Annotated in this window: 10 protein-coding genes and 1 other RNA gene; 9 read left to right on the top strand and 2 right to left on the bottom strand. The window is 40.2% G+C overall.

The window, feature by feature from the left end:
* Positions 1–17 precede the first annotated feature (17 nt).
* Positions 18–1,676: a peptide ABC transporter substrate-binding protein gene (locus tag ABH902_RS00515; RefSeq protein ID WP_404588572.1), complete on the top strand. Its 1,659-nt coding sequence runs from the start codon at positions 18–20 to the stop codon at positions 1,674–1,676.
* Positions 1,677–1,917: 241 nt separating this feature from the next.
* Positions 1,918–3,519 carry a CTP synthase gene (locus ABH902_RS00520; RefSeq protein WP_404588573.1) on the top strand — a complete coding sequence of 534 codons (1,602 nt, stop codon included), beginning with the start codon at positions 1,918–1,920 and terminating at the stop codon, positions 3,517–3,519.
* Between the two features lie 53 nt (positions 3,520–3,572).
* On the opposite strand, the gene ABH902_RS00525 is transcribed toward ABH902_RS00520, so the two are convergent.
* Together ABH902_RS00525 and recU are read right to left on the bottom strand one after the other, a co-directional pair.
* On the bottom strand, positions 3,573–5,915 hold the full coding sequence (locus ABH902_RS00525; RefSeq protein ID WP_404588574.1) for a PBP1A family penicillin-binding protein: 2,343 nt from the start codon (positions 5,913–5,915) through the stop codon (positions 3,573–3,575).
* Positions 5,912–6,547 (bottom strand): Holliday junction resolvase RecU, encoded by a 636-nt coding sequence (gene recU / locus ABH902_RS00530; protein WP_404588575.1) that lies wholly within the window; start codon positions 6,545–6,547, stop codon positions 5,912–5,914. The genes ABH902_RS00525 and recU overlap by 4 nt, the downstream gene beginning before the upstream one ends.
* Before the next feature lie 61 nt (positions 6,548–6,608).
* Between recU and ABH902_RS00535 the strand changes: the two genes are divergently transcribed.
* From ABH902_RS00535 to nth, 7 genes are all read left to right on the top strand, one after another.
* Entirely contained in the window at positions 6,609–7,151 is a 543-nt protein-coding gene (locus ABH902_RS00535; RefSeq protein ID WP_404588576.1) for a DUF1273 domain-containing protein, read from the top strand.
* 100 nt (positions 7,152–7,251) lie between these two features.
* The gene (gpsB, locus tag ABH902_RS00540; protein ID WP_404588577.1) at positions 7,252–7,683 is read left to right on the top strand and encodes a cell division regulator GpsB; all 432 of its coding nucleotides are present in this window, start codon (positions 7,252–7,254) and stop codon (positions 7,681–7,683) included.
* Positions 7,684–7,702: 19 nt separating this feature from the next.
* Positions 7,703–8,111: RNase P RNA component class B (gene rnpB, locus ABH902_RS00545), an RNA gene on the top strand.
* Between the two features lie 164 nt (positions 8,112–8,275).
* Positions 8,276–9,439 carry a class I SAM-dependent RNA methyltransferase gene (locus tag ABH902_RS00550; protein ID WP_404588578.1) on the top strand — a complete coding sequence of 388 codons (1,164 nt, stop codon included), beginning with the start codon at positions 8,276–8,278 and terminating at the stop codon, positions 9,437–9,439.
* Between the two features lie 11 nt (positions 9,440–9,450).
* Positions 9,451–10,965 (top strand): carboxypeptidase M32, encoded by a 1,515-nt coding sequence (locus ABH902_RS00555; RefSeq protein ID WP_404588579.1) that lies wholly within the window; start codon positions 9,451–9,453, stop codon positions 10,963–10,965.
* Between the two features lie 16 nt (positions 10,966–10,981).
* Entirely contained in the window at positions 10,982–11,698 is a 717-nt protein-coding gene (locus ABH902_RS00560) for a DnaD domain-containing protein (protein WP_404588580.1), read from the top strand.
* 9 nt (positions 11,699–11,707) lie between these two features.
* A complete protein-coding gene (nth, locus tag ABH902_RS00565) occupies positions 11,708–12,358 on the top strand; it encodes an endonuclease III (RefSeq protein ID WP_404588581.1) in 651 nt (216 codons plus the stop codon).
* Positions 12,359–12,381 lie beyond the last annotated feature (23 nt).

Genomic DNA, 12,381 nt, shown 5'->3' on the forward strand with positions numbered 1-12,381 from the left:
AGGAAAAGGTGTAACGTATGAAAAGAGGAGTAAAACAAAGTATCACTATACTGACAGCTGTTTTGTTACTGACAGCATGTGGTGGGGGCGCAGCAAGTAAAAAAACAGAGGATAGTTCAAAAGAACAAAAAGCTACCAGAACACTAAACTTAATGGAGGCATCTGAAATTGGCTCGATGGATTCTATTTTTACTCAAGATGAGCCCAGCATTAATGCGCAGTCCAATGTGTTTGAAGGTCTATATCAATTAGATGAAGACGACAAACTAATTCCAGCTGTTGCCAAGGAAATGCCAGAAATTTCCGAAGATGGCAAAACGTATAAAATTACGTTAAGAGAAGATGCGAAATGGTCAAACGGCGATCCAGTGACCGCACATGATTTTGTGTTTGCTTGGAAGAAAATGGCGGATCCAAAAAATCAGGCCAACTACTTTTTCCTAATGGACGGCACTATTTTAAATGGAACAGAAATCGTGAACGAAGAAAAATCAGCGGATGAGCTAGGGGTAAAAGCACTGGATGATTATACGCTAGAAATCAAAATGGCTAAACCGGTGACCTATTTCACCTCATTACTAGCCTTTTCACCTTTTTTCCCGCAAAATGAAAAATTTGTAACGGAAAAAGGCAAGCAATATGGAACATCCAGCGAAAATATCGTGTCAAACGGCCCATTTTTAATGGAAAATTGGGATCAATCTTCCATGTCATGGGATCTAGTGAAAAATCCGAATTACTATGATGCAGATAAAGTCAAATCAGACAAAATCCATTTTGAAGTATTAAAAGAAACCAATACTGTCTTTAATCTCTATGAATCTGGTGAATTGGATGTCGCTGTGCTAACCGGAGATTTCGCTAAGCAAAACAATGACAATCCTGATTATCAGGCGATTCAGCGTTCGAAAGTCTATTCACTGCGGATGAATCAACAAAGAAACGGCAAGCCGTCGATTTTTGCTAATGAAAACGTTCGTAAAGCCATTTCCTATGCTTTGGACAAAAAGAGCTTAGTCGAAAATATCTTAGCCGATGGCTCAACAGATATTTACGGGTATATTCCTAAAGATTTTGTGGCAAATCCTGAAACAGGTGAAGACTTCAGAAAAGAAGCAGGCGATCTTGTTAAAACGGATGAAAAGCTGGCAAATGAGTATTTAGAAAAAGCCAAAAAAGAATTAAACGGCGATGTGACGATTGAATTGTTGTCAAAAGATGGTGACGGTGATAAAAAAGTTGCCGAGTTCATTCAAGGACAATTAGAAAAAACCTTGCCGGGCTTGAAGATCAATGTTAAAACGGTACCTTTGAACAATTCTATTGAACTCATGAAAAAAGGGGATTATGAGCTGTCCGTCGGCATGTGGGGGCCAGATTACCAAGATCCGATGACCTTTTTAGAAAGCTCTGTCAGCTCGAAAAATAAAACTAGCTATCGTAGTGAAAAATACGATCAGCTCATTGATGATGCCTCAAATAAATACGCCAATGATCCTTTAAAACGCTGGGAAACATTAATCCAAGCTGAAAAGGTATTAGTAGAAGAAGATGCTGCGCTGATTCCGTTATACCAGCAGGCGAGAGGGCAGTTAGTCAGACCTGGCGTCGAAGGGATTCAATATCATAACTTTGGTGCGACGAGTACGTATAAGTATGCATTTATCAAAGAATAACCTTCAACCGGAAAAAGCTTTGGGCTAAAAAACTGAAAACTTCTATTAGAAAGACTTGACCTCAGATGATTTTGCTTGTATTATACTACTTGGGCACCTTTAAGAAGGTCAGAAGTATTGAAGTAAATTCCAGCTCCCTATCACTTAAGATAGGGAGCTTTTGTTTTTTTAGGAAAAACAAAGTGGAGCCGTATCAAACTTCTCTCTACAAATCTATATTCAGAAAGGGTTTTTTTATATTATGACAAAATACATCTTTGTTACAGGCGGCGTGGTTTCTTCCATCGGAAAAGGAATTGTCGCAGCATCTCTAGGACGTTTATTAAAAAATCGCGGCTTAAAGGTAACGATTCAAAAATTCGATCCGTATATCAATGTGGATCCCGGAACAATGAGTCCTTATCAGCATGGAGAAGTTTTTGTCACAGATGATGGTGCCGAAACGGACTTGGACCTAGGTCATTACGAACGTTTTATCGATATCAATTTAAACAAGTATTCCAACGTGACCACAGGTAAAATTTATTCAGAAGTATTACGAAAAGAGCGCAAAGGGGAATACTTAGGCGCAACTGTACAAGTTATTCCGCATATTACAAATGAAATTAAAGACAAAATTATGCGGGCTGCGAGCTTAACAGATGCGGATATCATTATCACAGAAGTGGGCGGTACGGTAGGCGATATCGAATCCTTGCCATTTTTAGAAGCATTACGTCAAATGAAAGCAGAAGTTGGCAATGACAATGTCATGTATATTCATACGACCTTGATTCCTTACTTAAAAGCAGCCGGTGAAATGAAAACTAAACCAACGCAGCATAGTGTCAAAGAGCTGCGCAGCTTAGGAATTCAACCAAATATTTTAGTGGTACGTACAGAGTTGCCTGTCTCTCAAAGTACGAAAAACAAGCTAGCTCAATTTTGTGATGTAGCGCCGGAAGCAGTGATTGAATCACGCGATGTTGAAACATTATATTCCATTCCTTTAGCATTACAAGCGCAAAACATGGATCAAATCGTTTGTGATCATTTGAAATTGGATGTGCCGGAAGCAGAAATGACGGAATGGCGTGCACTGGAAGAAAAAGTACTGAACTTGAAGAAAAAGACCAGAATTGCGTTAGTTGGAAAATATGTTGAGCTTCCTGATGCCTATCTATCTGTCGTTGAAGCCTTGAAACACGCTGGTTTTGCTTTTGATTCTGATATTGCCATTGATTGGATTGATTCACAGGAATTAACGGCGGAAAATGTACACGATACCTTGCAAGAAGCGGATGGTATCTTGGTACCTGGCGGTTTTGGCGATCGCGGAGTAGAAGGTAAGATTGAAGCGATTCGCTATGCTCGTGAAAATGATGTACCGTTTTTAGGTATTTGTCTAGGTATGCAAATGGCTTGTGTGGAGTTTGCCCGTAATGTGGTTGGCTTGGAAGATGCAGGCTCAGCTGAAAATAATCCGGATATTCTAAACAACATTATTGATTTAATGTCTGATCAAGAAAATGTTGAGAATCTTGGCGGTACTTTACGTTTAGGGTTATATCCATGCAAATTGAAAAAAGGCAGCGTTACAGCTGCAGCATACGACAATCAAGAGGTCGTGCAAGAACGTCATCGTCACCGTTACGAATTCAATAACAAGTATCGTCAATTATTCGAAGAAAACGGCTTAGTCTTTTCGGGTGTTTCGCCGGATAATCGCTTAGTTGAGATTGTTGAATTACCGGATAAAAAATTCTTTGTTGGCTGTCAGTTCCATCCTGAATTAATTTCAAGACCGAACAGACCGCAGCAATTAATTAAAGCTTTTGTCGGTGCAGCATTAAATAATCAATAATAAAAATAAAAGAAAGTGAAGCAGCAGTTATCCTGTCGCTTCACTTTCTTTCTTTATCCTGAGGGCTTGTTTTCTTTGTCCTGACCTTCCTGTCCTCCAGAAGGTTGGGACGTGGAAGGTGCTGTATTATTATCAGGCGATTCGTTACTATCTATTGGCGTATTATTTGATGAGTTTTTCGTTTCTTCCGTTGGTGCTGATTGTTCCTCCGCTTGACTCTGCGTTGATTCTGTAGGAACAGAATCAGGAGTAACATTTGTCGGCGCTTCACTACTTGCCGGAACTGAGTATGATGGGTAAGTGGAAGTTCCTGTATACGCTGGTGTTGAATAATCTTCATCAGCGCCTTTGACATATAATTCATTTCCAGAACGAATCACAGTATCAGGCATGGTCCAATCATCGTTTGGCATATCTTTTGACATAAACTGCATCATTTCTCGATACACATCAGATGCTGTACCCCAGTATTCATAAGGAATAGGTGTTGTTCGTTCATTATAACCAGTCCAGACAGAAACGACATAGTGAGGCGTATAGCCGACAAAGGTACTATCCGGTGCAATGCTTGAAGCTGAAGAAGCGCCCATTCGCGCAAGATCGTCATCGGTATAGTTGGCTGTACCGGTTTTACCTGCTTGAATTAAACCGGGGATACCTGCGTTAAAGGCGGTTCCGCCTGTGATAACATCTTTAAGAATATCATTCATCATATAAGCGGTCGATTCTTTCATTGCCCGTTTACTTTGCGGAACGAAGTCTTCTTCCGAGCCATCTTGATAGACGATTTTGTTCACATAGTAAGGTTCATTATAGACCCCCATATTCCCGAAAGCAGCATAAGCAGCAGCTAGCTTCAAGGATGAAACGCCATATTTATAGCCATCAATATCAGCCGTATTACTTGAAATAGCATTGGCAGCCACCATCGTTTTAAATTCGATACCTAAATTCTTAAGAAATTCGGCGGATTTATCGCTGCCAACAGCATTAAAGGTTTGTACTGCAGTCGTATTTCTGGAATCCATAATTGCTTTTCTCATCGTTAAAGCACCGTAATATTGCATATCCGCATTTGTAACAGGAATGTTGGTTCCTTCATAGGTCGTCGGTTTGTCCATCATGATTCGTCCGGTTGAATAATTAAGATATTCAATCGCAGGACCATAATCAGCGATTGGTTTCATGGTAGAACCAACATCTCGGTTTACATTTAACGCTAAATTATTTCCAAGCTGTACATCATCTGGGATATTACGACCGCCGATTTGTGCCTTTACTTGTCCGGTTTTTACATCCATGACAGTAGAAGCTACTTGGAAGTCGGCATCCGGATAATTGACATACTGGTCAGTATTCACAATATCATAAAGATGCTTTTGTGCATCCATATCTAAGTTTGTGTAGATATCCAAGCCGTCTGTATAAGCATTTTTGCCACGTTTTTCAACTTCTGCAATGACTTCACGAATATAATTGTCAACGATTTTACGGTTTTCGTTTGTTTGTTTTAATTCTTGTAAGCCATCATCAATCGGTGTTGCTTTGGCTTCTTCATATTCTTTTTCCGTAATTTTGTCGTTTTCTCTCATTGTGTATAAAACGACATCACGTCTTTCTTTGGCTTTTTCCTTTTGTGTATAGGGATCATAATCGTTTGGCGCTTGAGGCATGCCGGCCAGCAACGCTGTCTGTGGCAAGCTTAATTCGGATAAGGGTTTGCCATAGTAGGTTTCAGCCGCCGTTTCCATGCCGTATAAGCCGTTGGCCATGTAAACCTTATTAATGTAGTAAGTCAGAATCTCTTCTTTTGATTTTTGCTTTTCCAATTGAACGGCCAACCAAGCTTCTTGCGCTTTTCGTTTTAAGGTTTGGTCTTCTTCTTTTGTAGAGAAATAAGAAAGTTTAATCAACTGCTGGGTTAGGGTACTACCGCCTTGTAGACCGCCGCCAGGGTTTTTAAAGTTTGAAAAGGCAGAGCCGGCAATTCGAATCGGGTCTACACCGCTGTGCTTGTAAAAACGCTTGTCTTCAACAGAAACCACGGCATCTCTTAATAGTTGAGGCACATCTGTGGGTTTGATCGTTTCACGTTTTTCGGCACCAAGCTCTTCAAAAACGTTTCCTTTAATATCGTAAAGCTTGGAAGAAACAGTAGCATTTAATTTGTCATCATCCAGCTTAGGCGCATCTTTTGCATAAGACCAAAAAAGAACACCACCTGCAGCTACGCCAATAATCCCAAGTGCGAATAAAGCTAAAAAGATTTTGAGTAAAATCCGTTTTTTCTTAGGCTTTTTATAAATGTTATTTCCTGAAGGGGGCTTTCCATTGCCGTTAGATGCGGCTCCGTTTCCGTGTCTCGAAGCGCGAGATCCTATTTCATCAGTTGTCATTGATCACAACTCCTTTTATTTGTTTGAATATGCTGTTCGATCGCATCAATATAAGGAATCCTAGGAGCAATTCCAAGCGTAATTTCGATGCCTTCTTTTTCGATCACAGCCATCGGTAATGATTTCTTTCCAGTACTTTCTTGTTCTGACCAATAAGTAACCAACTTTTCTCCGCTAAAAAAGAAACATCTGTTCAATGAAGAAAACCATAACAAAACAAAACAAATCCCTTGTTGTTCCAAACAGTGCTGAAAGTGGTTGATTTGGTGCTGATGGAAATTTTTAAAAGGAAAAGAGGTTTTGTTTTTCGTTTCCTTTGCTTCAAAATCTACATATTTTCCATTATAAACACCATTGTAATCGGTAGTGGAAGCTTGTCTGAAATAAGCTTCTTTAATAACTGCAGCACTTCGTTTAGGATAATCAACTTTCACAATTTGGACAGGCGTCGGTTTTTTGTGTACCACCGCTATGTGATGATGAAGGTAATAAGCATTACTTTTGTTGATTTCTTCTTCAAAATCCATACCTCTTTTACCAAATTGGATGGGCTTGCTTTTTTTTACTTGTTTTTTTGTTTTTTGTGCTTCATGATTAGTAAAGGGAGTACCGTTAGGGTAATGAAATGCCATTTCGATCACACTCCTAGCCAATATTATAACAAAAAATCATTATGAAAGAAAAGGAATGTCTATGGAAAACGTAAAAACACTTTATGTGTCTGGTTACAAAAGCTTTGAAATCGGGGTTTTTCAGGATAATGACCCTAAAATATCAGTTATTAAAAATATCTTAAAAAGAGAAATTACCACTTTTTTAGAGGAAGGTTTGGAATGGGTTCTTGTTTCAGGCAACCTAGGAACGGAGCTTTGGGCGGCAGAAGCAGTGGCGGAGTTGAAAAATGATTACCCGGAATTGCAGCTGGGAGTGATCTATCCATTTAAAGATTTCGGCAGCAATTGGAATGAAAAAAATCAGGCGTCACTGGCAAAAGTCGAACGTTTAGCCGATTACGTCAATTCTGTTAGTCACCAGCCTTATCAGAGTCCGGCGCAGTTAAAGCTGCATACGCGTTTTTTATTGGAACATTCCGGCGGCTGTCTGCTGATTTATGATAAAGAATATCCTGGTAAAACGCAATATTTCTTAAAAGATGCAGAAAAGTTTTCCGAACGTTTTCCCTATGAAATCCGCTTGATAACAATGGATGATTTACAAAACTCGGTGGATGAGTGAGAATCTAATTGATTTTTTACTGATTTTCCTATACAATAATGCTGTTGAACTATGAACTTTTATCTTAATCAAATAATGAAAGAAATAATGAGGTGTAAGTATGGCAAATATAGTCTACAGTCCCAAGGACATTTTACAAAAAGAATTTAAAACAAAAAAAATAGGCGGGTATGATCCTGTCGAAGTCGATGAGTTTTTAGATAATGTCATTAAAGATTATGAAGCATATAACAAGGAGCTTTTAACGTTACAAGAAGAGAACAACCGTTTGTTGGCTAAGTTAGATCAAGCTTCTAAGGTCCAACATGCAGCACCTCGCGGTAATCAAGAAATGCCTAAGAGCGCAGCTGTTACCAACTTCGATATATTGAAACGCTTATCTAATCTTGAGCGTGAAGTCTTTGGCAAAAAATTAGATGATACACCAACATCTAGTTCTATTTCTGGAATGAGCCATACGAATCCATATGAAAGCAACATGCATAGTTCTTATGATCGTGACTATGATCATTCAGAAACACGTAAATTTTAATTAATACTTACGTTTTGTAATTTTCGGGTGATCGCGGTTTGAATTTTTCAAGCTGAGGAAAGTCCATGCTCGCACAGACTGAGATGTCTGTAGTGTTCGTGCTTAGCGAAATCATAAGCTAAGGTATTGAATCCGGCTGGTTTGTTTTGTCTTTGACAGAATGAGCGGCTGGTGCAGGTAACGGCAGGAAAAATGACTAAGGCTTAGCTATGTCAAAGTACCCTTGAAAGTGCCACAGTGACGAAGCAATTTCGGAAACGGAATTGGTGGAACGCGGTAAACCCCTCGAGCGAGCAACCCAAACTATGGTAGGGGCGCTCTTCTAAAGGAAATGAACGAGTAGGAGAGGCAGAATTTTTCTGCAGATAGATGATGACCATTGAATCACTTCCCTGAGAGTGGTTCAATACAGAACATGGCTTACAGAAAATTACAAGTAATCAGGATGACCTTCCAACTTTGTTGTGAAGGCTTTTTTTTAAAAAATAATTCATTACGATGATTTGTTAAAAATAGAATAACCGGGCAAGTTAAATTGGGCTCTATTTCGTTTAGAATCAGAACTGTTTAGCTTGGGTTTAGAGGAGAAACAATGACAAAAGAGAAAACATTTAAGCTTGTGGCAACTGCGGCGAGTGGTCTAGAAGCCTTAGTAGGCAAAGAGTTACGTGATTTAGGGATTCCCTGTAATGTTGAAAACGGGAAGGCGTTATTTGAAGGAACGATGGAGACGATCGCGACAGCAAACCTATGGCTGAGAACTGCGGATCGCGTAAAAATTATTGTTGGAGAATTTGATGCTTTTTCATTTGATGAATTGTTTGAAAAAGTAAAGGCGTTGCCTTGGGAAGATTACTTGCCGATGGACGCTGAATTTCCGGTTGCAGGTAAATCAATCAAGTCGAAGCTCTACAGCACGCCGGATTGTCAGTCCATTACTAAAAAAGCGATTGTGAATCGCTTAAGAGAAGTCTATCATCGTCCTGCTACGGTTCCGCTAACGGAATCAGGTGCTTTTTTCCAGCTTGAAGTGGCGTTATTAAAGGACCACGTGACATTGACCCTTGATACGACAGGCCCAAGCTTATTTAAGCGCGGCTATCGTATTGAAAAAGGAGGCGCTCCTTTAAAGGAAAATATGGCGGCAGCCTTAGTGACATTAACAAATTGGCGCAAGGATCGTCCGTTTTATGATCCGGTGTGCGGCTCAGGAACCATCTGTATCGAAGCGGCATTAATCGGGCATAATATCGCTCCCGGATTCAATCGTGAGTTTGTCTGTGAAACATGGGACTGGTTTGATGCGGCGATTTTTGAGAAGGTTCGTGCAGAAGCGGAAGAATGTGCGGATTATGATATTGAGCTGGATATTATGGGTTCTGATATTAACGGCAAAATGATCGAGATTGCAAAAGCAAATGCTGAAGAAATTGGCTTAGGCGATTCTATTCAGTTTAAACAGTTAGCCTTAAAGGATTTTACTACGGATAAGCAGTATGGCGTTATGGTAGCCAATCCGCCTTATGGAGAACGTTTAGGGGAGGAAGAATCTGTTCGTAAGCTTTATAAGGAAATGGGTGAGGTTTTCCGTCCGTTAAAAACCTGGAGCAAATATATTCTAACCAGCGATTTAGCTTTTGAGCAATATTATGGAGCAAAAGCAACGAAAAAAAGAAAACTTTATAACGGTGCGCTAAGAACGGATTTATTCCAATATTGGGGAGAAAGACCGCCTAGAAAGCCACGCGAAGAGTAGGAGAAACCGCTATGAAAGAACAGGAATTTCTACAAGAAGTCAAAGAAATAGAATTACTTCAATCTGCTTTAGGATTGTTGGAGTGGGATAGCCAAACGGGGATGCCGGAAGCCGGTAGTGCTTTTCGTGGGGAAACGGTTGGTTATTTGTCCGGACTGGCCTTTGAGCGCAGCATAGGACCTAAAATTAAATCCGCATTATCCTATTACGATGAGCATCATGAAGAGTTGTCAGAAGTTGGTCTTGCCGTCTATACAAAGGTTAAAGAAGAGTATGAGCTGAACCAAAGCATTCCGGCAGAGCGGATGCGCAGCTATACTACTACGTTATCCAAAGCACACACGGCTTGGCTCAACGCTAGAAAACAGCAGGATTTTGCTGTAATGAAAAACGAGCTGACTGAGATCATTACTTTTTTAAAAGAGTTTATTCCTCTTTGGAAAAAGGCAGAAGCGACGAATTACGATGTCTTATTAAATCAGTATGAATCAGGAATGACGGTGGCCAAGCTGGATCAGATTTTTGAACAGGTTAAAACAGGGATTATGGAGCTTAGAGCTATCATCGCTGAAAAAGGGCAAGCACCGCGGACGGATTTTCTATCAAGAAGAGTATCAAAAGAGCAGCAAAAAACGTTTGTCACTGGCGTAGCGAAGCAGCTGGGCTACGATTTTGCTAAAGGTCGCTTAGATGACACGGTACACCCGTTTATGCTGGATTTAAATCGTAATGATGCCCGGATTACGACACGTTGGGATGAAACGAATGTGATGATGGCCGTTTTTGGCGTGATTCATGAAGCAGGTCATGGGATCTATGAGCAAAGTATTGATCCGAAGTATGATTATACGCCGCTATCCACAGGAGCTTCTATGGGGATTCATGAGTCTCAATCTTTATTTAATGAGATTATTATTGGCAGCAATAAAGCCTTTTGGCAAAAACAGTATCCCTTCTTTCAGCAATGTACCGAAGGAACGTTTGACGACATTGATTTTGACACTTTTTATGCATCTTTAAAAGAAACCAAAGCAAGCTTGGTCCGCATTGAAGCTGACAGCTTAACGTATCCGCTGCATATTATTATTCGTTATGAAATTGAAAAGCTGATTTTTAATGATGAGGTTTCAATCGAGGATTTGCCGCAAATCTGGAATGATAAATATGAAGAATATTTAGGTATTCGCCCTGAAAATGATTTAGAGGGGATTTTGCAGGATGTTCATTGGTCCGGCGGTAGCTTTGGCTATTTTCCTTCTTATGCCCTAGGCTACATGTATGCTGCGCAATTGTACCATGCCATGAGTAAAGAGCTGGATGTGGATCAGATATTGGCAGGTGAGGATTATTCACCAATTAAAGAATGGCTGACCAAGCATATTCATCAATATGGTGCATCCCGCAAACCAAATCAGCTGATTACAGAGGCAACAGGTGAGGCGCTGAATCCGCAATATTTGATTGATTATATGAAAGCTATTTATTATGATGTATATAAGATAAATGATTCATTGGGTCATGCGTAGGAAAGAAGGAACAGTCATGGTAACAATCAATGAATATTTAAAAGCCGGCGAAACAACCGTATCCAATCTAGTGATGGAAAATTATCAAAAGCTGGGCTTGACGGATGAAGAATTTTTATTTTGGCTGCAATTGTATCGACTGCAGGCCAAGGGAGATTTTTTCCCTAATTTAACTGATATCAGCGAAATCATGGGCAAGCCGATTGATGTGATTTATCAGTTGTTGAATCAATTAGTGACAAAAAGTTTCTTGAAAATCGAAACAAAGCAAAATGAGCAGGGACAGATGATGGATACTTACGATCTTCTGCCGATCTTTGAAAGAATTGCTTTGCTTAAAGAAAAAGAGACACAAGTACAACAGCAGCTCTCATCCGAGCAAACGATCAAAGAACTGTATCAAGGTTTTGAAAAGGAATTCGGACGGCAATTATCGCCAATAGAGCTAGAAATGATTGGGCAATGGCTGGAAGTCGATCAATATCAGCCAGAGCTGATTCGTTTAGCTTTAAGAGAAGCCGTTTTAAATCAAGCATATAGCTTAAAATATATCGACCGGATCCTTCTTGCTTGGGAACGTAAAAATATTACGACGAAGGAGCAAGTGGCACAAGATCAGCAACGACGAAAGCAAGCGCTGCTCCAAAAGGAATTGGAGCAACAGGAGCTTCACGAAGAGCCTTTGCCGAAAGTAACGTTGCATAATTGGCTGAATCCGGAAGATAACGAGTAGGAGGTAAGGATGCTATCTAAAGCAAAAACCATGGAAGCCCTCAACATCATGTATGAGATGTTTCCTGAAGCAGAATGTGAGCTGACACATAAAGATCCTTTTCAACTGCTAATTGCAGTGATTTTAAGTGCACAAGCAACAGACGTATCAGTGAATAAGGCAACTCCAGCTCTTTTTGCGGCTTATCCGACACCCGAGGCTCTGGCCGCTGCTCCGATTGAAGATATTATTCAAAAAATCAGAACGATTGGCTTATACCGTAATAAGGCGAAAAATATCAAAGCCTGTGCGCAGCAATTATTAGAAAAATTCAACGGCGAGGTGCCTAGAACTAGAGAAGAATTAGTCACACTTCCCGGTGTGGGACGAAAAACGGCAAACGTTGTGATGGGTGATGCCTTTAATGAACCGGCGATTGCTGTAGACACGCATGTCGAGCGAGTCTCTAAACGCCTGCGTTTTTGCAAATTAAGTGCTTCTGTTCTTGAGGTAGAGGCAACCTTAATGAAAAAAGTGCCAAAAGAATTATGGGTAAAAACCCACCATACACTGATTTTTTTCGGTCGCTATCATTGCTTGGCTCGAAACCCTAAATGCGAGATCTGTCCGCTGCTTTATATGTGTCAGGAAGGCAAAACTCGTATGGGGTTAAATCAGTAAAAAGGTTGTAGTAAAAGTGTTAA

The organism is Enterococcus sp. UD-01 (genome assembly GCF_044909655.1).
Lineage (GTDB): Bacteria > Bacillota > Bacilli > Lactobacillales > Enterococcaceae > Enterococcus_L.

Excerpts from the sequence above, each read along its gene's own strand:
- ABH902_RS00515 (WP_404588572.1), top strand. The coding sequence starts at position 18 with ATGAAAAGAGGAGTAAAACAAAGTATCACTATACTGACAGCTGTTTTG.
- ABH902_RS00520 (WP_404588573.1), top strand. The coding sequence starts at position 1,918 with ATGACAAAATACATCTTTGTTACAGGCGGCGTGGTTTCTTCCATCGGA.
- ABH902_RS00525 (WP_404588574.1), bottom strand. The coding sequence starts at position 5,915 with ATGACAACTGATGAAATAGGATCTCGCGCTTCGAGACACGGAAACGGA.
- recU (WP_404588575.1), bottom strand. The coding sequence starts at position 6,547 with ATGGCATTTCATTACCCTAACGGTACTCCCTTTACTAATCATGAAGCA.
- ABH902_RS00535 (WP_404588576.1), top strand. The coding sequence starts at position 6,609 with ATGGAAAACGTAAAAACACTTTATGTGTCTGGTTACAAAAGCTTTGAA.
- gpsB (WP_404588577.1), top strand. The coding sequence starts at position 7,252 with ATGGCAAATATAGTCTACAGTCCCAAGGACATTTTACAAAAAGAATTT.
- ABH902_RS00550 (WP_404588578.1), top strand. The coding sequence starts at position 8,276 with ATGACAAAAGAGAAAACATTTAAGCTTGTGGCAACTGCGGCGAGTGGT.
- ABH902_RS00555 (WP_404588579.1), top strand. The coding sequence starts at position 9,451 with ATGAAAGAACAGGAATTTCTACAAGAAGTCAAAGAAATAGAATTACTT.
- ABH902_RS00560 (WP_404588580.1), top strand. The coding sequence starts at position 10,982 with ATGGTAACAATCAATGAATATTTAAAAGCCGGCGAAACAACCGTATCC.
- nth (WP_404588581.1), top strand. The coding sequence starts at position 11,708 with ATGCTATCTAAAGCAAAAACCATGGAAGCCCTCAACATCATGTATGAG.